Annotated in this window: 11 protein-coding genes; 4 read left to right on the top strand and 7 right to left on the bottom strand. The window is 72.2% G+C overall.

The features are described 5' to 3' along the window. The first annotated feature begins 196 nt into the window (after nt 1–196). Together ACQ9ZG_RS30740 and ACQ9ZG_RS30735 are read left to right on the top strand one after the other, a co-directional pair. On the top strand, nt 197–778 hold the full coding sequence (locus ACQ9ZG_RS30740) for a TetR/AcrR family transcriptional regulator (RefSeq protein WP_109914029.1): 582 nt from the start codon (nt 197–199) through the stop codon (nt 776–778). Between the two features lie 309 nt (nt 779–1,087). Then, on the top strand, nt 1,088–1,801 hold the full coding sequence (locus ACQ9ZG_RS30735) for a hypothetical protein (protein ID WP_109915058.1): 714 nt from the start codon (nt 1,088–1,090) through the stop codon (nt 1,799–1,801). Nucleotides 1,802–1,832: 31 nt separating this feature from the next. Here the strand turns inward: ACQ9ZG_RS30735 and ACQ9ZG_RS30730 are convergent, their stop codons facing one another. Genes ACQ9ZG_RS30730 through ACQ9ZG_RS30705 form a run of 6 tightly spaced genes read right to left on the bottom strand, consistent with a single transcriptional unit; the run spans nt 1,833 to nt 17,934 of the window. Then, entirely contained in the window at nt 1,833–3,014 is a 1,182-nt protein-coding gene (locus tag ACQ9ZG_RS30730; RefSeq protein ID WP_109915059.1) for a cytochrome P450, read from the bottom strand. A gap of 52 nt (nt 3,015–3,066) precedes the next feature. Beyond that, nucleotides 3,067–4,122, bottom strand: a complete 1,056-nt coding sequence (locus ACQ9ZG_RS30725) for an MDR family NADP-dependent oxidoreductase (RefSeq protein WP_109915060.1) — start codon at nt 4,120–4,122, stop codon at nt 3,067–3,069. After that, nucleotides 4,119–5,843 (bottom strand): phytoene desaturase family protein, encoded by a 1,725-nt coding sequence (locus ACQ9ZG_RS30720; RefSeq protein ID WP_109915061.1) that lies wholly within the window; start codon nt 5,841–5,843, stop codon nt 4,119–4,121. The genes ACQ9ZG_RS30725 and ACQ9ZG_RS30720 overlap by 4 nt, the downstream gene beginning before the upstream one ends. Next, the gene (locus ACQ9ZG_RS30715) at nt 5,840–7,543 is read right to left on the bottom strand and encodes a phytoene desaturase family protein (RefSeq protein ID WP_109915062.1); all 1,704 of its coding nucleotides are present in this window, start codon (nt 7,541–7,543) and stop codon (nt 5,840–5,842) included. Before ACQ9ZG_RS30715 ends, ACQ9ZG_RS30720 begins: the two co-directional genes overlap by 4 nt. After that, nucleotides 7,533–16,913, bottom strand: a complete 9,381-nt coding sequence (locus ACQ9ZG_RS30710) for a non-ribosomal peptide synthetase/type I polyketide synthase (RefSeq protein WP_109915063.1) — start codon at nt 16,911–16,913, stop codon at nt 7,533–7,535. The genes ACQ9ZG_RS30715 and ACQ9ZG_RS30710 overlap by 11 nt, the downstream gene beginning before the upstream one ends. Before the next feature lie 10 nt (nt 16,914–16,923). Then, nucleotides 16,924–17,934, bottom strand: a complete 1,011-nt coding sequence (locus tag ACQ9ZG_RS30705) for a sterol desaturase family protein (protein WP_109915064.1) — start codon at nt 17,932–17,934, stop codon at nt 16,924–16,926. 627 nt (nt 17,935–18,561) lie between these two features. On the opposite strand from ACQ9ZG_RS30705, the gene ACQ9ZG_RS30700 reads away from it, so the two are divergent. After that, entirely contained in the window at nt 18,562–19,767 is a 1,206-nt protein-coding gene (locus ACQ9ZG_RS30700) for a cysteine desulfurase-like protein (protein ID WP_109915065.1), read from the top strand. Between the two features lie 67 nt (nt 19,768–19,834). Then, nucleotides 19,835–20,371, top strand: coding sequence for a hypothetical protein (locus ACQ9ZG_RS30695; protein WP_109915066.1), 537 nt, complete (start codon nt 19,835–19,837; stop codon nt 20,369–20,371). Here ACQ9ZG_RS30695 and ACQ9ZG_RS30690 read toward each other — a convergent pair. After that, a complete protein-coding gene (locus ACQ9ZG_RS30690; RefSeq protein WP_109915067.1) occupies nt 20,361–21,470 on the bottom strand; it encodes a saccharopine dehydrogenase family protein in 1,110 nt (369 codons plus the stop codon). The two genes, ACQ9ZG_RS30695 and ACQ9ZG_RS30690, sit on opposite strands and share 11 nt — an antisense overlap. Between the last annotated feature and the right edge of the window lie 20 nt (nt 21,471–21,490).

The following is a 21,490-nucleotide window of genomic DNA, read 5'->3' as shown; positions in this document are numbered from 1 at the left end:
ATCAGCCTTCTTCGGTGTCCGGTGACAGGAGATCGGCGCAGCGGCAGCGGACCGGGTGAGCCACCGGGTGCACGCCGGGGGCAGGGCGCGCTAAGGTTGCCCTAACCGGACTACTGTCCGCTTCGCTCATCAACGTAACGGACAGCTGTCCGGTTAACAAGGACGGGATTCGGCCACGGACCCGTGAGGAGGATGTGTGTCCCAGCCGAAGAAGGACGCCCCCGCACGCTCGGACGCGGTGCGCAATCGGGAACGGATCCTGTGCGTCGCCACGGCCGAACTCACCGAGCGCCCGGACGCCCCGCTGAGCACCATCGCCAGGAAGGCCGGCGTCGGGCAGGGCACGTTCTACCGCAACTTCCCCAACCGCGAGGCCCTCGTCCTGGAGATCTACCGCTACGAGATGCAGCAGGTCGCGGAGGCGGCCGCCGAACTGCTGCGCACCCGCGCGCCCGCGGTGGCGCTGCGCGAGTGGATGGACCGGCTCGCCCGGTTCGCCATGACCAAGGCGGGCCTGGCGGACGCGATCCGGCTGGTCACCAGCGCGCCGGGCAGTCCGGACAAACCCGGGCCGGCACCGGTGACGGAGGCGGCCGGCACGCTGCTCCGGGCCAGCGAGGAGGCGGGCACCATCCGCCCCGGGATCACGCCGGACGACTTCTTCCTCGCCATCGCGGGCCTCTGGCAGCTCGATCCGCAGGAGGAGTGGCAACCACGGGCGGCCAGGCTCCTCGATCTCGTGATGGACGGACTCCGGATGGGCGCACCCGGCCGCTGAGCCCAGGAGCACGCCCCCACCCGCACCGGGGCGTGCGGACGCCCGGCGGCTGCCTCCTGCCGCCGCCGCACCACCCGCCCCGAACGGGCCGGAGGGCGCCGACGGGGAGGCCGCCGGGGGCGCAGGCCGTCACAGTCGCGCTACGACCCCTTCTCGACTGGGCCACCGTCAGACGCCTTCCGGGCACATGAAGCGACGCAGGGCAGGGTGATTGTCATATGTATGCCCTCTTTTGGGGGGTCGGGCGGGGCGTCGTGCACGCCCGCCACCGCACCCCGGGCACTCACAGGCGGCTCTTAGGCTGCCCTTATGCACTACACCAAGAAGCTCATCGGACTGGCCGCTGTCGGCATCCTCGCGGTCGGCTGCGGCTCCGGGAATTCCTCCGGCACCACCGTCACCCCCGCCGCCGACTCCAAGCCGGAGGCCACGCAGGAGACGAGTGCCGCGCCGGAGGCCGCCCCGCTGGCCGTCGCCGTGGACGGACCGCAGAAGGACGTGCTCGACAGTTCGTCGGACGGACAGCTCAAGGTCCTCCCCAAGCCGGACAACAGCGCCCCCTTCACCGAGCGGGTGGAGCACAAGCTCCAGGAGCAGGTGCTCGGCCGGGTCAAGGTGCCGGGCAAGACCAGCGCCGAGTGCCCGGACGGCGTGACCCAGAAGGCCGGGGCCGTCAGCACCTGCAACGTCACCTACGAGGGCGCTGTCATTCCGTACGAGGTCAAGATCAGCGACTCGTACAAGGAAGGCAGCTTCATGACCTTCTACAACGCCAAGCCGCTCAAGGGGCTCATCGTGGCGAAGGTCGTCTACAACCAGCTGTTCCAGCAGTACGGCAGCCGGTCCGACGCGACCAAGCTCGCCTGCGAGGAGTTCCCCGCCGCCCAGTCCGTCGACTTCGAGGCCGACTCCGGTCTGACCTGCCAGTACTGGAGCAAGTACGGCAACCAGGGCGACGGCGGCTACGAGACGCTGCGCGTCAAGGCCGGGACGTACGGGCCGAGCTTCGAGCAGGTCCGCTGAGCCCGGCTGCGTAGCCACCCCTACGGAGGAACTACCAGCTCACCGTCAGCCTCCGCGGGCTCCGTGACGTCGTCCCGGTCCGCCAGGTGACCCGCTCCACCGGCTCCGCCAGCCGCAGCTCCGGGAAGCGCGCGGCCAGGCGGTGCAGGGCGAGCTGGAGTTCCGTACGGGCCAGCCAGGCGCCCAGGCAGTAGTGGGCCCCCGCTCCGAGCGAGAGGGTGGGGGCCTCCAGCGGGGCGAACAGGTCGTCGAGCGTGTGGCGGGGGAAGACGTCCGGGTCCCGGTTGGCGGCGCCGCAGTCCGCCAGGACGATGGCGCCCGCCGGGATCGTCACCCCGCCCACCTCGATGTCCGCGGCCGCGTGGCGGGCCGTCCCCCGGTCGTCGCCGAGCGGGACGAGGTGGATGAGCCGGTCCGCGACCCGGCCGGCCGCCTCCTCGTCCGCGCCGATGCGGGGCCAGCTCTCCGGGCGTTCACCCAGGAGGTAGAGCAGCCCGTTGCCCAGCATGGTCATCGTGCTGTCGTGGCCGCCGACGACGAGCCCGCACACCAGGCTCACCAACTGCGCCTCGGGCAGCCCGCCTTCCTCGTCGGCCGCCCGGACCAGACCGCTGACCAGGTCGTCGCCGGGGGTGTGCCGCCGGGTCGCGAGGAGGTCCGCGCCGAACGCGCTGAACTCCTTGAGCACCGACTCCACCTCCTCCCCCGCGTGCGATCCGTCCGAGAAGGCGTGCTCGCTCCAGTGCCGCATCCGGTCCCGGGCCGAACCGTCCAGACCCATCAGCCGGCTGATCACGGCCACCGGGAGGGGCAGGGTGAACTCCCGCACCACGTCCGCCGGCCGGGGCCGCTCCTCCAGCCGGTCCAACAGCTCGTCCACGATCGCGGAGATCCAGGGGCGCCAGCGGGCGACGGCCCTCGGGGTGAACGCCCGGCGCAGCGTCCGGCGCAGCCGCAGATGGTCGGGGCCGTCCTGGTTGAACATGAGGTCGGGGTTGTTGACGAGGTCCGGTACGCCGGAGAGGGCGGGTGCGTCCTCCGCGTACAGCCGGGACCGGCCGAAGCACGGATCGGAGAGGACCTGGCGGACGTCGGCGTACCGGCTCACCAGCCAGGCGGGGGCGCCGGTGGGCAGCTCGCCCGGGCGGGGCGGGCCCGGCTCCTCGAACCGCAGACGGTGCAGCGGGATCAGGGACGGGTCGGTGGTGGTCATCGTCGGCTCCCGGGCCGGAGGGGGCGGTCGAGGGGGGTGGTGGCGGTGGTGGTCACAGGGCGACCAGCACCTTGCCCCGGCTCTCCGCCCGGTCGCCGTAGAGACTCCGGTAGGCGGCGGGGATGGCGTCGAAGCCGTGGTGGAGGGTGTGGTCGCAGACGACCTCGCCCCGGCGGACCCGGCTGCCGAGGTCGGTGTGGAGGTCCTTCCAGTTCTGTTCGGTGAACCACTCCAGCGAGAAGATCCCCCGGACCGTGGCGCGCGGGAACATCAGGTAGGGGAGCAGGCGCGGGCCCGTCCCCTCGTTGCCGACCTGGGTCGCCCACTGCCAGCAGACCGCGACCTGGCTGCCGACGTTGAGCATGGAGAAGACCACGTCGGTGACGGTTCCGCCGAGGTTGTCGAAGTAGCGGTCGACGCCGTCGGGGGCCGCCCGGGTCAGCGCCTCGCGGACGGTGCCGGCACCGTCCGTGTGGCGGTAGACCACGACCGTGTCGAAGCCGAGGCCGAGGAGGTACTCCGCCTTCTGCGGTGAGGAGGTGGTCCCGACGACCCGGGCGCCCGCCAGGGCGGCGAGTTGGCCGACGAGGGCGCCGACCGCGCCGGAGGCCCCGCTGATGACGAAGGTGTCCCCGGGCCTCACCGTCATGTACTTGGCGAGGGTGCCCCAGGCCGTCATGCCGGGTCCGCCCATCACGCTCAGCGCGGTCGTCAGCGGCAGGGCGTCGTCGTACCAGCCGGGGTCGAGCCTGCGGTAGGCCGGGAAGACCATCGGGAAGGTGCCGGTCTGCCAGGGTTCGGCCGCGCCCGTGGAGACGACGTGGGAGCGCCATCCGCCGAAGCCCTGGACGAGGTCGCCGACGCCGTGGGCGGCGCGCGGTCCGGCCGCCACCACCTCCATGATCGAGTCGGCGCCCATGTGCGAACCGATGGGGGTGTCGAGGGCGATGCCCTGGAGGTAGGGGTCGACGGAGACGTACAGCGTGCGGAGCAGCATCTCGTCGGGGGCCAGGGTCACGTCGACGTTCTCGACGACCTTCTCGTAGACGCGGTCGACGTCCGGCACGCCTTCGACGTGCTCGCGGACGACCCATTTCTCGATCTTCATGTGCCCTTCCCTGTCGTGGTCGCGGCGGCGGTGCCGCGGCCGGTCGGTACGGGGATGACGCGGTGGGTGGGCGGGGGTGCCGTCCGGTCCAGCGACGCGGTGAAGGGTCTTCCGTCGTCGCGGCAGATGAACTGCATGACGTGGCGTCCGGCGGCGGCGGCCCGGATCAGGCCGCCGGTGGTGGCCCAGACGCCGGACTGGTAGAAGTTGGCGAGGCCGGGCAGTCCGGGACCGTGCTTCTTGATCAGCTCTTCGAGCTTCTCGCCGCTCTCCACGAAGGGTTGCCAGCCCAGCACCGTGCCGTCGTAGTTGCCGGTGTAGCGCACCTGGGTGAGGGGGCTGGAGACGTCCCGTACGACGATGGCGTCGCGGATGCCCGGGAAGCGCTCCTCCAGGAACTCCACGAGCGTCTCGCGCGCCCTCCGTTTGGCCGCGTAGTAGCCGCGGCCGTGGCGTACCGGCAGGGTGTGCAGTTCCTGGCCGCCCCGGGTGCGGGTGACCTGCTCGGGGCCCTCGTCCAGGGCCCGCCAGGGGGCGATGTCGCAGAAGTAGGTGGCGTAGACGACGGTGGTGCCGTCCGGGGAGAGTTCGGGGTAGTGGCTGCTGCGGAACTGGACGTTGATGCTGGCGTGGCGGATGCCGGTGAGCTGCGCCGCCGTGGCCTCGTCGAGCAGGTACGTCGTGCAGGGGTCGCCCTCGGGAAAGGGGCGGGAGAGACCGAGGAAGAGGGTGAAGTAGCCGGGGAAGACCATGCCGGGTTCATGGATGGTCTCCGTGTAGAGCTTGCGGTACTCCTCCCCCAGATAGGCGCCCTTGAGGAACTTCATGGTCGTGGTGTAGCCGTCGCAGGCCGACACCACGATGTCGGCGCGCAGTTCGCTGCCGTCGCTGAGCCGGACGCCGACCGCGCGGTCGTCCTCCACGATCACCGTCTCGACCTTGGTGTTGTACGAGATCTCCCCGCCGAGGCGCCGGTAGCGGGCCTCGATCGACCGGGCGAGGCCGAGCGAACCTCCCTCGGGCACACCCGCGGAGAGGTTGGCGTGCGAGGCGAGCTGGAAGTGGAAGGGCAGGACGGGGAAGTTGGGGTGCTTCTCGTACAGGATGAAGTTGAACGCCTCCCGCAGCAGCGGGTCCTGGAACTTCGCGGAGTACTCGGTCATCAGGACCGTGATCGTGGTGCGTACGGCGTTGACGTACGGGACGAACGAGGCGAGCATCCGCCACCGCTCCAGCCGGCCCATCAGTCCGACGGGTTTGAGGAACGGGTAGACGGCGAGGGCCTTGCGGAAGCTGCGCAGTTGGTTGCAGAACCTGCGTACGGTACGGGCGTCGGCGGGCGAGAGCGCGATGAGGTGGGCTTCCAGGCGGTCCGGGTCGGAGTAGAAGTGGACGGCCCGCCCGTCCTGTCCGCGCACGATGTTGAACACGTCGAAGTGGCGGATCTCCTTGCCCTGGAGGGCGCCCAGCTCCAGCCAGATCTGGTGCATCTCGTTGCCGGGGCCGCTGCCGAGGAGCCAGCTGACGCAGGCGTCCAGGGTGAAGCCGCCGCGCTCCCAGGCCGTGCAGCAGCCGCCGGGCAGTTCGTGCATCTCCAGGATGCGGGTGCGGTAGCCGTTCATCCGGGCGTAGCAGCCGGTGGAGAGGCCGCCGAGCCCGCCCCCGATGATGATCATCGATTCCCTGGGCTCCCGGGGGGAGCCGGTGGTCCTGTGGGTCATGAACCGGTGTCCTCCCGTGCCGACCAGCGGTCGAGCTGGGGCAGTTCGCCCAGCATCCCGGGGTGCCAGGGTTCGGCGCCCCCGCTCTCCCAGGCCCGGAACTCCAGGCCCAGTTCGCGGCAGAGGTACTGGACGGCGAAGCGGCCGGTGGAGGCGGCGCGGATCAGGCCGCCCATGCCGACCCACTGTCCGGCCATGGAGAAGCCGCTCAGGCCGGGGAGCCGCATGCGGTCCTTGCCGACCAGGCGGGCGGCGACGTCGTCGGCGTCCGAGAAGGCCTTCCAGGCGAGGATCGAGCCGTTGTGGTTGCCGGTGTAGCGGTGGGTGGTGGCGGGCGATGCGATGTCGACGAGGTCGATGCGGTCGTTGATGCCGGGGTGGCGGTGCTCCAGGAAGGTGCGGACGAAGTCGGCCACCTCGTGCTTGCGGCCGCGGTACTCCCGGCGGCTGCGGGTGCGCAGCTCCTTCCAGTAGGCGTAGTCGCTGAAGTAGGTGCAGTGCAGGACGGAGCGGCCCGGGGGTGCGAAGCCGTCGGAGTAGCGGGAGCGGGCCTGGACGACCAGGCTGTTCTGGAGGGCACCGGGGAGGCGCCTGCCGTCCTCGTCGGTCAGGAGGTGGGTGGTGCTGTGGGCCTCGCCGGGGTCGAAGTCGCCGCGCAGTCCGACGAAGGCGGAGACGACCGCGGGGAAGAGGGTGCCGGGGCGCTCGATGAGGTCGTGGTAGAGCTTGTCGATCCGGGGGCTGGTGTACCGGCCGTCGAGCAGGTGGTGGACGGTGGTGCGCCCGTCGCAGGCGGAGACGATGTGCTCGGCGAAGTACCTTCTGCCGTTGCGGAGTTCGATGCCGATCGCACGGTCGTTCTCGACGAGGATCTTCTCCGTGCGGGCCCGGTAGGTGACCTCTCCGCCCAGGCCCAGGTAGCGGTTCTCGATCGAGCGCGAGAGCCCGAGCGAACCGCCCTGGGGGAAACCGGCGTTGAGGTGGTGGGCCGCCGCCATGTTGAACAGGTACGGCAGCAGCGGGAAGCCTTCGGGGTCCTGGAAGAAGATGTTGCGGAAGGCCCGGCGCAGCAGCGGGTCCTGGAACCTGTCGGCGAAGACGTGCATCGGGGTGGCGGCCGTGCGCCAGAAGAGCCGGAAGGCCGGCAGCACCGTGCGCAGGGTCGCGGCCCGCTCCCGTACGGTCCGCAGGGCGGGGGCGGTGAGGAACGGGTACAGCTCGATGTCGATGAACCGCCGCAGGTCGCGGGTGAAGGACCGGATCAGCGGGGCGTCGGCGGGTGACAGGGCCAGCAGGTGGGCCTCCAGCCGGTCGGGGTCGTTGTAGAAGGTGACCGAGCGGCCGTTCTCGTCCTCGACCTTGTTGAACAGTTCGAAGTTGGTGACGGTCTTGCCGTCGAGCGCGCCCAGTTCGCGCCAGACCCGGTGGGCGTCGTTGCCGGGCGCGGTCCCGATGAGCCATTCGATGCAGTAGTCGAAGAGGTAGCCGTCCCTCGACCAGGCGGTGCAGCAGCCGCCGGGCAGCACGTGCTTCTCGAAGATGCGGGTCCGGGCGCCGCTCATCCGGGCGTAGCAGCCGGTGGAGAGGCCGGCCACGCCCGCGCCGACGACGATGACGCGGGGCGGGGTGCCGGGGGTGCGCTCGCGGCTGCTCCAGTCGTCGTCGGTGTCCTTCGGGATGGTGGTGGTGTCAGTTGCCATGGGCCGCTTCTCCCGTCAGCACGGTGCGGATCAGGGCGGCGTTGCGGGGGAGGTGTTTGGGGTCGAGCATGTCGGCGTGGAGTCCTGAGCCGCGCAGGACGACGGTGGTGGCGGTGGAGCTGCCGTGCCAGGTGCCGTGCTGTCCGGCCGCGTAGAGGGCGGCCTTCTCCTGGTCGGTGATCACGCTGACCGGTGCGTCGACCGTTCCGGTGTTGGGGGTGCGGCCGCAGAAGGTGAGGTATTCGGCGGCGTGCGCGAGGGTCTCCCGGGCGACGGCCTCCGATCCGGTGTGCTTGCGGAGGTGGTCGGCGAGTTCGGCCTCGAAGTGGCGGATGCCTTCGTCCCCGGGTTCGTAGCGCTCCATGATGCGGCGGGAGTCGAGGATGACGACGTGGCCCACCCGGCGTCCGCGCCGTTCCAGTTCCTTGGCGGTCTCGAAGGCCAGGTTGCCGCCGAGGGAGTAGCCGAGGAGCAGGCAGGGGCCTTCGGGGCGGGCGGTCTCGACGAGGTCGGCGTAGCGGGCCACCTTGTCGTCTCCCGGGAGGTAGTTGAAGCCGATCACGGCGTACTCGGGGAGCTGGGCGGCCAGCCCCCGGTAGACGAGTCCGTGGCCGCCCGCGGGCGGGAAGCAGAAGAGGGGCGGTGACTGGCCGGCGTTGAAGGTGAGGGAGGGCAGTTCGTCGGTGCTGGTGCTGTGCAGGACCTCCTGGACGGTGGCGGCCATGCCGTGGAGGGTGGTGACCTGGTAGAGGCGGCTGACGGGGACGCTGACGCCGAACTCGGTGCGCAGCAGGTGGAGCAGTTCGACGAGCTTGATGGAGGAGCCGCCGATCTCGAAGAAGTCGTCCTCCAGTCCCACCTGTTCGAGGCCGAGGAGGGTCCTCCAGTGCCGGGCCACGCCGATCTCGTAGAGCGTCACCGGCTCCTCGTGGCTCCGCTCGCCGGTCTCGGCCCGGGGGGCGGGCAGTGCGGCGGTGTCGACCTTGCCGTTGGCGGTGAGCGGCAGGGCGGGCAGCTCGACGAAGTACGCCGGGATCATGTACGAGGGGAGCGCCCCGGCAAGATGGCGGCGCAGGGCCCGGCGGTCGAGCCCGGCGCCGGGGGCCGGTACGCAGTAGGCGCAGAGCGCGGCCTCTCCCCCGGTGTCCGTGGTGACGGTGACGACGGCGCGGGCGAGCGGGGGCCACTGGGCGAGGTGGGCCTCGATCTCGCCGATCTCGATGCGGTGGCCGCGCAGTTTGACCTGGCCGTCGGTGCGGCCGAGCAGGTGGACGCGGCCGTGGGCGTCCCAGCGGGCGATGTCGCCGGTCCGGTAGAGCCGTTCGGGCCGGGCGTCGGGCCGTTTGCCCAGCGTACGGGTGATGAAGCGGTCGGCCGTCTGCTCGGGCTCCCCGGCGTATCCGAGGGCGACGCCGTCGCCGCCGATCCAGAGTTCGCCGGGGACGCCGGGCGGGACGGGTTCGCCGTGGGCGTCCAGGATGTGCAGGGTGCTGTTGGGGAGGGGGCGGCCGATCGGGACCATGAGGCCGGGTTCCAGGTCGTCGACGGGGCCTTCGAAGCAGGCGCTGTCGATGGTGGCCTCGGTGAGGCCGTAGGAGTTGACGAGCCGGGTCGCCGGGCCGCACAGCTCGCTCAGCCGCCGGTACTCCGCCACCTTCCAGGCGTCCGAGCCGACCACCAGCAGCCGCAGGAAGTCCAGCCGCAGCCCCTCGCGTTCACAGTGGTCCATCAGTCCGCGCACGACGGCCGGGACGAACTCGGCGCAGTCGACCCGCTCCTGACGCATCGTCCGGTAGAGCCGCGGGGTGTCGAAGAGCAGGTCCCGGTCGGCCAGGACGAGGCTGCCGCCGGAGCAGAGCGCGCGGACCAGGTCGCCGGTGAACACGTCGAAGGAGGGTTCGGCCATCTGGAGGTGCGTCCGGACGTCCGTCTCCAGGCGGTACTCCTGGCGCCAGGCCTCGTAGGCGGAGGCGAGGTTGCGGTGGCTGACGCGGACGGCTTTGGGGCGGCCGGTGGAGCCGGAGGTGGTGATGACGTACGCGGTCGAGTCCGGGGCCGGGTCCGGCGGGGGCCCGTCGGGGTGCGGCTCGGTGGCGTGCAGGTCGTCGAGGGTGAGGGTGACCGCCGGGAGCGCCGCCGTCTCCTCGCGCGCGGGTTCGCCGGAGACGATGACGACGGTGGCTCCGGTGGCCCGGACGAGGTGGGCGATCCGGTCGGCGGGCTGGTCGGGGCGGAGCGGCAGATAGGCGCCGCCGGCCTTCAGCACGGCGAGCAGGGTGACGATCAGCTCGGGTGACTTGTCGAGGCGGACGACGACCACCGAGCCGTCCCCGACGCCCAGCGTGCGCAGCCGGGCGGCCGTGTCGGCGGCCCGCCGCTCCAGCTCCGCGTAGGTGAGCCGGCGTGCTCCGCCGCCCGGGAGCGGCATGGTCACGGCGACGGAGGCGGGGTGGGCGGCGGCGGCCTCGCCGATCAGCGCGTGGACCGGGGTGAAGGGGGCGTCCGCGGTCTCCGACGGCAGCGCGGGGCGGCTCCACTCCCCCACCAGCTGTTCGCGCTCGCCGTCGTCGAGCATCTCCAGCCGGGATGCGGGATGTTCGCCGGGCACCCGGGTCATGTCGTCGAGCAGGCGGGTGTAGTGGGCGGCCATGCGGCGCATGGTCTGCGGGAGGAAGAGGTCGGTGTTGTACTTGAGGACACAGTGGAAGCGGTGGTCCGAGTCGTCCTCGTAGGCCGAGAGGGTGATGTCGAACTGCCCTTCCTCTTCGGGGAGTTCGATGTACTCCAGCCGGTAGCCGTACTGCTCGGTGGCGACCTTGTGGGTGAGGAGGATGAACATCGCCTGGAAGACGGCCGAGCGGCTGGGGTCGTGCTGGAGCCCCAGTTCGTCGACGAGCAGGACGAACGGGTACTCCTGGTTGTCCAGTCCGCCGAGGACGGTCCGGCGGACCTGCTGCAGGAGGTCCGCCACGCTCGGGTCTCCGGTGAGGTCGGCGTGGAGCGGGAGCGGGTTGACGAAGTAGCCGTAGACGGAGGCGAAGTCCTGGCGGGTGCGGCCGGTCACCGGGGAGCCGACGACGATGTGGTCCTGGCCCGAGTAGCGGTGGAGCAGCAGGTAGTAGGCGCTGAGCAGCACCATGAACGGGGTGACGTGGTGGGCGCGGGCCAAGGCGTGGACACGGGCGCTGAGTTCGGGGTCGAGCGCGAAGAACTCGGAGGATCCGTTGTGGGTCTGGACGGCCGGGCGGGGCTTGTCGGTGGGAAGGTCCAGGAGCGGGACCTCGGCGGGGAGGTGGGAGCGCCAGTAGTCGAGCATTCCGGCGGCCTCGCGGCCGGCGAGGAAGGCGTTCTGCTGGTTGAGGAAGTCCAGGTAGCGGGCCTCGACCGGCGGCAGTTGGGGCTCCTGTCCCTGCCGCAGGGCCTCGTAGATCTGGAAGAGCTCCTCGATGAAGGTGAAGGTGGAGATGGCGTCCGAGACGATGTGGTGGACGGCCTTCATGATGACCCAGCGGTCGTGGCCGCGCTTGAAGAGCCGGAAGCGGACCAGCGGGTCGCGGGCGAGGTCGTAGGGCTTGCGGTACTCGGCGACGATGGTGGCGTGGACGGTCTCCCACTCCTCGCCCTGGACGTCGTGGAGGGCGAGGTCGGGCACCACGTCCTCGGAGACCTGCTGCACGGCCTGCCCGTCCGCCAGCACGAAGTTGGTGCGCAGGGCGGGGTGGCGGGCGATGAGACGGCGTACGGCCTCGAACATCAGGTCCGGTTCGAGGGCGACGTTCACCTCGACGGCCCCGCCGATGTTGTAGGCGTAGCCGTCGGGGTTGAGGTGCTTGAGGAACCAGAGCGCCTTCTGGTTCTGGGTGAGCGGGTAGCGGGCCGGGTCGTCGTGGCGGGTTACGGCCCGGTCGGTGGCGTCGGTGTCCTCGGCCGTGGCCAGCTCCAGCAGGCCGTCGTGGAGCTGTGCGGCCAGTTCGCCCGCCGGGGTTCCGCTGAGGAGGGCGACCACGGGCAGGGCGACGCCGAGTTCGGCGTGGATACGGGCCCGTAGCTCCATGGCGAGCAGCGAGTCCAGGCCCAGTTGGCCGAGGCCCTCGGCCGGGTCGATGCGGTCCGGGCCGGTGCGCAGGACGGCGGCGGAGAGCGCGGCGAAGCGTTCGGCCACCAGGGCGCGGCGCCCCTCCTCGCCGGCGGTGCGGAAGGTGTCGAGGAAGCCGCTGCCCCGGTCGGTGTCCGGAGGCGGGGCGGCGGCCGCGGCGAGGGCGGTGACGAGCGGGGGCGGGGCGGGGTACCAGGCCAGGAAGGTGGGCCAGTCGACGACGGTGGCGATGACCAGCTGGGCGTGGTCCTGGCCGAGGACGCGTTCCAGGACGGCCATTCCGGCGTCGGGGGCCAGGGAGCTCATGCCGCGGCTGTGCAGGTAGTGGTCGACCAGGCCGAGTTCCTCGATCATCCCGGTGGCCCAGGGGCCCCAGTCCAGGCTGAGCGCGGGCAGTCCCCGGGCCCGGCGGTGGTGGGCGAGGGCGTCGAGGAAGGCGTTGCCCGCCGCGTAGTTGGTCTGTCCGGCGGTGGTCAGCAGGGAGGCGACCGAGGCGAAGAGGACGAAGTGGTCGAGCGGTTCGTCCCGCAGGTGGCGGTGGAGGAGGTGGGCGCCGACGGTCTTGGGATCGTGGACGGCGTCGAAGGCGGGCCGGTCCAGGTCGGTGACGAGGGTGTCGCGGACCTGTCCGGCGAGGTGGAAGACCCCGCGTACGGGCGGGTGTCCGGCGCGCCGGTAGCCGTCCAGCCAGCCGGTGAGGGCGTCCTCGTCGGTGATGTCGAGCGGGGCCAGGACGGCCTGGGCGCCGAGCGTCTCCAGCTCGCGGAGGAGGGCCACCGCGCGGCCCTCGGCGGTGGCGGGGTCGGTGGAGCCCCACTTCTCCCGGGCGGGCACCGGCGTACGCCCGATCAGGACGATCCTGCGCGCCCCGCGCCGGACCAGGGTGCGGCAGAGCAGCCGGCCGAGCGCCCCGAAGGCTCCGGTCACCAGATAGCTGCCGTCGGCCCGCAGCCGGGGCGGGAGGGGCCGGGTGAGGCCTTCGGCGGGGCGGAGGCGGCTGGTGCGGCGTACGCCCGCGCGCAGGGCGATCTCCTCCTCGTCGTCGGCCAGGGCCTCGCGCAGGAGGGCCTCGGCCTCGGCCCTGGCCCCCTCCGGTCCCGGCCTGCGCTCGGGGTCGAGGTCGATCAGTTTGCCGGGGTGGTCGGTCAGCTCCTGGTGGCGCAGGACGCGGCCGACGCCCCAGGCGGGTGCCCCCAGGGGTTCGACGGGTTCCTCGGGCAGGACGGGCTGGGCGCCCCGGGTGGCGATGTGCAGCCGGCCGCCGCCGCCCCGGGCGAGCAGGGTGCGGGCCAGGGCGACCAGGGAGTACGAGCCGGGGCCCGTGTGGTCCCGTACGGCCTGCCGGTCGCAGTCGGCGAGGGCGGGGCGGTCCAGGTTCCACAGGTGCAGAACGGTGCCCCGGAAGGGTTCGCCGTCCCGGTCCAGCTCCGCGAAGAGGCGCTCGAAGTCGTCACAGGAGCCGGGGTCGACCGTGTACGGGCCGTCCGGTCCCGCTCCGGCGTACGCCTCGCCCCGGCGCACCAGGTGGCAGCGTTCGCCCCGGGCCTCGGCGAGGGCGGCGAAGGCGTCCGCGACGCCCTGGGTGTCGGCCAGCAGGAGCCAGTCGTGGGTGCGGGCCGCTATGACTCCGGGCGCGAGCGGTTCCTCCTCCCCGAGCGGCGGGCACTCCGTCCAGACGGTCTCCGCGAGCCAGGAGTCGATGGTGGTGCGGGCGACGGCGGTGGCCGCCTTCTCCACGTCGGCGGCCCGGAACCCCTCGATCCGGCCGAGCGGCGTGCCGTCGTCCCCGTACAGGGCGAGGTCTCCGAGGGTGGTGTCGGCGTCGGCGGGGCGCAGGGTGGCGTGCACCCAGAGCGGCTGGTCCCCGATCGGTTCGAGGGCGACCTCGGCCAGCGAGAGCGGCAGTCTGATGCCCGCGCCGGGTGCCGGTTCCTGGAGGAGCTGCGGGGTCAGCAGCGCCTGGAAGCAGGCGTCGAGGAGGACCGGGTGGAGGTGGTGGCCGGCGGCGTCGACCGTCGCGGGCGGGCGGATCCGGGCGAGGACCTCGCCGGGGCCGGTCCACACCTCCTCGATGGCCCGGAAGGCGGGTCCGTAGTGGTAGCCGAGCCCGGCGAGGGCGGTGTAGCACTCGGGGCCTTCGAGGTGGCGTACCGTACGGGCGCGGATCGCGTCGGCGTCGAGCGGGGGGCCGGTCCTGCGGCGCCGGCCGGTGCGGACGATCCCGCCCGCGTGGACGGTCCGCTCGCCGTCGTCCCCGGCGGCGGGCGAGGCGATGGTGAAGGCCGCGTCCTCCAGGGAGAGCGCCACCTCCACGGTCCGGTCCTCGCCGTCCGGGAGGAAGAGGGCCTTGCGCAGGTCGATGTCGGCGAGGACGGCGGAGGTCCCGCCGGTGAGCCGCAGCACGGCCTGGGTCGCCATCTCGACGTAACCGGCCGCGGGGAACACCACGGTGTCCTGGATGCGGTGGTCGGCCAGGTAGGGCAGGGACTCGGTGTCCAGTCGGGCCTGCCAGGCCGGTTGGGTGCGGTCGGTGCGGCGGCCGAGGAGCGGGTGGTCGATGTGGCCGAGGCGGACCTGTGCCACGGCCGGGGGTTCGGTCCAGTGCCGGTCGCGGCGGAAGGGGTGCGGGGGCAGGGTGACGGGCCGCCCGGCGGGGTGGAGGACGTCCCAGTCGATGTCGGCGCCCAGGTTGTGGAGCGAGGCGAGGGAGAGCGCGAACCGCTCGCTCTCGTCCTCCTGGCGGCGGATCGAGGGCAGCGTCACCCCGGACGCCCCGGCGGTCTCCAGGCACTCGCGGACGGCATGGCCGAGGACGGGGTGCGGGCCGATCTCCAGGAAGACGTGGTGGCCGTCGGCGGCGAGCCGGTCGACGGCGGCCCGGAACCGCACCCGTTCGCGGACGTTCCGCCACCAGTAGGCGGCGTCCAGCTCATCGCCCCGGGCCAGGCCTTCGGCTCCGGTGAGGTAGAGCGGGAGCCGCGCGGGGCGGGGGGCCAAGGGTGCGAGGGAGGTGAGCAGTTCGTCCTTGATCCGCTCCATCCCGACGCTGTGGTAGGGGACTTCCACGGTGAGGAACTTGGCGAACAGCTGCTCGGCCCGCAGTTCCTCGGCCAGGAGGGCGAGGGCGTCCGCGTCCCCGGCCAGGGTGAGGGAGGTCGGGCTGTTGACGGCGGCGATCGAGACCCGGTCCCGGTGGGGGCGCACCCGCCGCTCCGCCTCGTCCTCCGTGAGCGCCACCGCGAGCATGGTGCCGGTCCCGGCCAGGGTCTGCTGGAGGCGGCTGCGGTGCACGGCGATCCGGGCGGCGTCACGGAGGGAGTAGACGCCCGCCTCGTAGAACGCGGCGATCTCGCCGGTGCTGTGTCCGACGACGGCGTCCGGGCGGACGCCGTACGCCTTCCACAGGGCCGCGAGACCGACCTGCAGGGCGAAGTTGGCGGGCTGCGCGAGCCAGGTCTCGGCCATGCGGGAGGCGGGCTCGTCGGCGGTCAGCTCCTCGATCAGGGACCAGTCGGCGAACTCCCGGAGCGCGCGGTCGCAGGCGGTGACCGCTTCCCTGAAGACGGGCTCCTCGCGCAGGAGTTGGCGGCCCATCCCCCACCACTGGGGGCCCATCCCGGTGAAGACCCAGGCCAGGCGGCGGGCTTCGGCGTCCCGTGCGCGGTCCTGGACGATCCGGGGGTGGCTCTCGCCGCGCGCGTGGGCGGCGAGAGCCTCGTCGAGGGAGGCGCGGGAGGTGTGGACGACGGAGAGCCGGTGCGGGAGGTGCTGGCGGCGGTGGGCCAGGGTGTGGCCGAGGTCGGGCAGCGCCACGGGCGGCCCGTTCTCCCCGGCCAGCTCGGCGCCGATCCCGGCGGCCAGTTCCGGGAGGGCGTCGGGGTGGCGGGCGCTGAGCGGCAGGATGCTCCAGGCCCGTCCGGCGGGCGGGGCGGTCTCCCGTACGGGCTGCGGGGCTTCCTCCAGGACGACATGGGCGTTGGTCCCGCCGAACCCGAACGAGTTGACGCCCGCCCGGGCGGGCCCGTCGTGCTCGGGCCAGGGGGTGGGCCGGGTGGGGATCTCGTACGGCAGGGAGGCCTGGTCGATGGCGGGGTTGAGGTGCTCCAGGTTGATGTGGGGCGGGATGTGGCGGTGCTTGAGGCTCAGGACGGTCTTGATGAGCCCGGCGATCCCGGCAGCGGACTCGGTGTGGCCGATGTTGGTCTTCACGGAGCCGACGTACGCGCGGGCGCCCGGCCGGCGTCCGACGGCCAGGGCGCGGGCCAGGGCCGCGGCCTCGATCGGGTCCCCGACCGGGGTGGAGGTGCCGTGGGCCTCCATGTACTGGAGTTCGCCGGGCTGGATACCGGCCTCGGCGCAGACGCGACGGATGAGGGAGACCTGCGCGTCGGGGTTGGGCACGGTGATGCCGTTGGTGTGGCCGTCCTGGTTGACCCCGCTGCCGAGGATCACGGCGTGGATGCGGTCCCCGTCCCGGACGGCGTCCTCCAGCCGCTTCAGCGCCACCAGGCCGACGCCCTCGGCCCGTACGTAGCCGTCGGCGCCCGCGTCGAACGTACGGGAGCGGCCCTCGGCCGAGAGGAAGCCGCCCTTCGTCTCCGCGATCGTGTACTGGGGGGCCAGGTTCAGCAGGGTGCCGCCGGCCAGCGCGAGGTCGGTCTCGCCTCCGGCCAGGGCCTGGCAGGCGAGGTGGACGGCGACCAGGGAGGAGCTGCACGCGGTGTCGACGGAGAGGCTGGGGCCGCGGAAGTCGAAGCAGTAGGAGATGCGGTTCGACACCATCGTCATCATGGTGCCGGTCGCGGTGTGCGCGGCCAGTGTGGTGAAGCCCAGGTCCGCGAACTGGAGGATCTTGTAGTCCAGGGTGAACGCGCCGACGTAGACGGCGACGTTCTCACCGGCCAGGTCGGCCGGGCGCTGGCCGCCGTCCTCCAGGGTCTCCCAGGCCACCTCCAGCAGCTTTCGCTGCTGGGGATCCATGTGGTCGGCCTCGCGGGGGCTGATGCCGAAGAAGGCGGGGTCGAACGTGTCGAAGCCGTCGATGTATCCCCCGCGGCCGCCGACGAGGCGGCCGGGTTTGTCGCGGAACCGGCTGCCGAGTGCGGTGACGTCGTACCGGTCGGGCGGGGTGGGCGTGATGCAGTCCTTGCCCGCCATCAGGTTCCGCCAGAACGTCCGGTGGTCCGAGGCCCCGCCGGGGAAGCGGCAGCCCATCCCGACGATCGCCACCTTCTGACGTGACGTGCCGGTGTTCGTCTCGATCGCTTCGGCCATGTCTGACTCCTCACGTCGTGGTGGGGCTTCGGGGGTGGTCGTCCGGTCCGGCCCGGTCGTCCGGTGGCGGGCGGCGCCGCCACGGGTGCAGGGTGCTGGCGACGATCTCCCCGGTGGCGGGGAAGGAGGCCGGGTCGTGGAGGCCGACGGCGGCCGGTTCGCGGCCGGGGTGCCAGGTGAAGCTGCCGAAGAGGTGGTCCCAGCACGAGAGGTCGGAGCCGTAGTGGCCGGCTTCGGACAGGTCGGTGCTGTGGTGCAGGCGGTGCTGCTCGGGGCTGGCCAGCAGGTGGTTGAACCGGCCGATGCGGACGTCGATGTTGGCGTGCACGAAGTACCCCTGGGCCACGACGAAGAGGCCGGTCACCAGCACGGCCGAGCGGGAGAATCCGGCCAGGGCCAGGGTCAGCTGGACGAGGCTCTGGGCGAGCACGATGTCCAGCACGTGGTTGACGCCGTTGTTGGCGACGTTGACCTTCCGGGGGACGTGGTGGACCCCGTGCAGCCGCCACAGGAGGGCGCTGGTGTGGCCGAGCCGGTGCACCAGATAGCTGACGAGCGATCCGGCCAGCAGGGCGCCGGGGATCTCGGCCCAGAGGTGGTGTCCGCGCTCGTGGGCCGCTATCCACCCCACCGCCGCCGTGACCAGAAGTTGCGCCAGGCCGCTTCCGGCCATGGTGAGCAGAAAGTAGACGCCGTACCAGCGCCACTCGTCCTTTCCCGGGTGCCAGCTCCGCTCATAGGGAATCAGCTGCTCGAGAATGGCCAGATATATCAGGGTACCGACGAGGAAAAGCGGGCTCACGATGGCCGGATCCCAGCGCAGAGACAGGGCGGCCGCCCCTACCGAGACAACAGCCAGCAGGAGCAGCGGGTAGGCGACCAGGCGAAGTGCCCGGGCCGCGACGATTCCCACCGCGCCGACCGCTCCGTTCTCGCCATTCCGGCCGTTTCCGGAATTTGCTCTGCCGGCACGGCCGACCGAATCGATCTCGCCATCGGCGGACCGTCCGCACTCGTCCATCCGTGACCCCCCACAGGTGATGTGATCTGGGAAAGAGCACCCGCTCGCATCGCATCGGTGCAGTTCAAGGGCGCCTAGGGGGGTGGTGGACACCCCGGGGCGTGAGCGGAGGCCCGGGCACCGGACGCTGCGGACACCCGGCTCCGAAGGAATCGGGCCTTGGCGTGAACCGATCCCCCCAGCTCCATCGGCCCAGATGATTCATTTCCGATTCCGGGGCCTTTAACCACGGACTCGACGTCGAATTACCGGGCGCACCACCGGCACTCGAAGCGGAATGCGGGAAATCCCTTACAGAGCATTGGTGAGTAAATTTATATGAGGAATTCCCTCATAGGATCATCCCGGTTTCACGGGACCGGCGCACGCAAATGCGCCGGGAATCCCGCCCGTACGCGAAGGAGCGTGATCGGGCGATGCCGTGCGCGGTCGGCGGCGGCAGCACCCTGCGGGCCGGGGGCGGTGCGCCCGCGCATACACCAGCGCGTGGAGCCCTTTCCCGGGTGCGCCCACCCTGCGATGATCGGCGCCGGACCGCGCACCCGCCCCCAGGACGGAACCGCGGTGAGGCAACTGTCGGCGCCGCGACCGTGACCCGGCCCGGGCGCCTTGAGCGAGGGAGTCTCCTTGACGTACGACGTCAGCACAGTGCGCGCGCAGTTCCCCGCCCTCCGGGCCGGCACGGCACACTTCGACGGACCCGGCGGCACGCAGACCCCGGCCCCCGTCATCGCGGCCTTCACGGAGGCGCTGACCCGACCGCTGTCGATCCGGGGCACCACCCTGCCCGGGGAGGTCCACGCGGAGACCATCGTCGGTGACTTCCGGCAGGCGCTGGCGGATCTGCTGGGCGCGCAGCCGGGCGGGATCGTCTTCGGACGCAGCTCCACCCAGCTCACGTACGACATCTCCCGTGTGCTGTCGCAGAGTTGGGCGCCGGGTGACGAGGTGGTGGTGAGCCGGCTCGACCATGACGCCAACATCCGGCCCTGGGTGCAGGCGGCCGGGCGGGCCGGGGCCGTGGTGCGGTGGGCGGAGTTCGACCCGGCCACCGGGGAGCTGCCCGCCGAGGCGGTCGGCGCGCTGCTGACCGAACGGACCAGGCTGGTGGCGGTGACCGGGGCCTCCAACCTCATCGGCACCCGCCCCGGCATCCCTGCCATCGCGGAGCTGGTCCACCGGGCCGGAGCGCTTCTCCATGTGGACGGGGTGCACCTGACGGCCCATGACTTCGTGGACGTGGAACGGCTCGGTGCCGACTTCTTCGTCTGCTCGCCGTACAAGTTCTTCGGCCCCCATCACGGGGTGCTGGCCGCCCGCCCCGAACTGCTGGAGACCCTGCGGCCCGACAAGCTGGTGCCCTCCACGGACGCCGTCCCCGAACGCTTCGAGCTGGGCACCCTGCCGTACGAGGTGCTGGCAGCCACCCGGGCCGCCGTCGACTTCATCGCGGAGCTGGGCTCGGCCCCCGCTGAGGCCGGGCGGCGGGAGCGGCTGCGCTCCGCCTACGCGGCGATCGGCGCCCACGAGAGCGCCCTGCTGGATACCCTGGAGAAGGCACTGGCCTCGCTGGGCGGGGTGACGGTGCACTCCCGGGCCGCCGAGCGCACGCCCACGCTGCTGCTCACCTTCGAAGGCCGGGACGCCTCGGACGCGTACCGCTTCCTCGCCCGCTCCGGCGTCCACGCCCCGGCCGGTTCCTTCTACGCCCTGGAGGCCTCCCGCCACCTCGGCCTCGGTGACGACGGCGGGCTGCGCGTGGGGCTGTCGCCGTACAACGACACGGACGACGTCGAGCGGCTGCTGGCGGGGCTGGCGGAGTTCCTGCGCTGAGGGGTCCCCTTGAAGGAGTCGGGTGGGGGCGGCGGGGGCGGTGCCGACGGGTCGTAGGGTGCGGCTCATGGAATCGTTGATCGGCGCCGTCCGCGCACAGGACGAGGCCGCCCGTCTTCTCTCCTGGCCCGGCGACTTCGAGCTGGACCGGAGCGACCACGTCGAGGAGGTCCACCTCGCCTCGGGTGCCGCACTGGAGGGCTTCGCCGGTGACGGCTCCGGGGGCACGTACTTCTTCTGCGGGGAGGACGGCGAGGAACGTCCGGTCCTCTACGCCGACTCCGAGGGGGGTGCCGCCCTCGTCGCCGTCGGCCTGCCCGAGCTGCTGCGCCTGCTGCTGGTCGCGCCGTGGTGGCGCGACTGCCGGGAGTCCACCGCCGAGGAGGTCCGGGAGTCGGCGGCCGAGTACCTGGCGGACATACCGGATCTCGTGGCCCGCCGGGACCGTGCGGCGAAGTCCCTCGGCCTCACGCTGCCGTCGGCCGCGGACGCCCTGGAGCGGCTGCGGGAGGTGGCGGTCGGGATGAGCGGGGACTTCGTGCTCGTCCTGACGTCGGAAGGGCACTCCTACGAGCCCCTGTTCGGCGGCCGGGCTACGGGCTGAGCTGTTCGACGGTGATGTGCGGGGACAGCGCCCGGAGGAAGTCGGGGGCGTCGAACATCTCGCCCGCCGAGGCGACACCGACCGCGCGGGTGCGTCCCGTCAGGACCCGCTCCACCGCCTCCACGACCAGGGGCGCGGTGACGGCGTAGATGTCCTGCCCCCGGGCGACGACCCGCCGTTCGGCCCCGCCCGAGCGGACGACGACATCGACGAGGAACGTCTGGTCGGAGCGCCCCCGCCCGTCGACCGCCGCCGGTGCCGGTGTCTCCGGGGCGGCGAGGTCGCGGGCCGCCCCGGCCGTCATGTAGGTGCGCACCTCGGGGACGACCAGATGGCTCGGTACGGTCACGACGTCGGCCATCGTGAACTCCCCGATCACCGTGCGGGGGCCGAGCGGTTCGGGGAAACGCCACTCCAGGGTGGGCGGGGCGTCCTCGCGGTGCTCCAGCCGCCCGCCCGTATAGCGGATGCGCCGGCCGGCGCCCCTCCGCTCCAGGGAGACCGCGCCCGCCGTACGGGTCCCGGCGGTGGGATGCCAGCTGCTGAGCCCGTAGGCGATGTGCACCTCGTCGGCCGCCGTCCAGTCGCCCATCGCGGCGGTGGCCAGCAGGTCACCGAGGCCGCCGAAGAAGGCCATCGCCGGGACGATCAACGCCCCTGCCTCACGGGCCCGTTCGGCGTAGTGCGCGAAGGTGTCGAGGTTGGCCTCGATCTCGGCCGCCACATCCAGACAGGGGATGCCCGCGCGGAGTGCCGCCTCGATCACGGGGGCCGCCGTGGTGGCGAAGGGGCCGGCGCAGTTGATGACGGCCGCCGCGCCGTCGAGGGCCCGTCCGATGGAGGCGGGGTCGTGGACGGACGCGGTACGGATGTCGGGTGGGGTCGCGTACGTTCCGCTCGCGCGCTCCGCCGTTCCGTACGCCCTGGTCCCTGACGCGCCCGTTCCGTACGGCTCCCCTCCGTACGCCAGCGCCTTGAGCTTGTCGGGATCGCGGCCGACGAGGACGGGGCGGAGTCCGCGGGCCCTCAGCTCCGCCACCACGAATCGCCCGGTGTGTCCGTAGGCGCCGAAGACCGCCACCGCCCGGTCCGTTCCCATGAGCCGTCCCCTTGCCGTCG

Origin of the sequence: Streptomyces araujoniae (assembly GCF_050871195.1) — a bacterium.
Taxonomy (GTDB): domain Bacteria; phylum Actinomycetota; class Actinomycetes; order Streptomycetales; family Streptomycetaceae; genus Streptomyces; species Streptomyces bacillaris.
Note: the sequence above shows the minus strand (reverse complement) of the source record. Positions and strands in the feature narration are given on the sequence as shown.

What these genes read in the sequence shown, in the direction of transcription:
- ACQ9ZG_RS30735 (WP_109915058.1), top strand. Translation starts at nt 1,088, where the DNA reads ATGCACTACACCAAGAAGCTCATCGGACTGGCCGCTGTCGGCATCCTC.
- ACQ9ZG_RS30730 (WP_109915059.1), bottom strand. Translation starts at nt 3,014, where the DNA reads ATGACCACCACCGACCCGTCCCTGATCCCGCTGCACCGTCTGCGGTTC.
- ACQ9ZG_RS30725 (WP_109915060.1), bottom strand. Translation starts at nt 4,122, where the DNA reads ATGAAGATCGAGAAATGGGTCGTCCGCGAGCACGTCGAAGGCGTGCCG.
- ACQ9ZG_RS30720 (WP_109915061.1), bottom strand. Translation starts at nt 5,843, where the DNA reads ATGACCCACAGGACCACCGGCTCCCCCCGGGAGCCCAGGGAATCGATG.
- ACQ9ZG_RS30715 (WP_109915062.1), bottom strand. Translation starts at nt 7,543, where the DNA reads ATGGCAACTGACACCACCACCATCCCGAAGGACACCGACGACGACTGG.
- ACQ9ZG_RS30710 (WP_109915063.1), bottom strand. Translation starts at nt 16,913, where the DNA reads ATGGCCGAAGCGATCGAGACGAACACCGGCACGTCACGTCAGAAGGTG.
- ACQ9ZG_RS30705 (WP_109915064.1), bottom strand. Translation starts at nt 17,934, where the DNA reads ATGGACGAGTGCGGACGGTCCGCCGATGGCGAGATCGATTCGGTCGGC.
- ACQ9ZG_RS30695 (WP_109915066.1), top strand. Translation starts at nt 19,835, where the DNA reads ATGGAATCGTTGATCGGCGCCGTCCGCGCACAGGACGAGGCCGCCCGT.
- ACQ9ZG_RS30690 (WP_109915067.1), bottom strand. Translation starts at nt 21,470, where the DNA reads ATGGGAACGGACCGGGCGGTGGCGGTCTTCGGCGCCTACGGACACACC.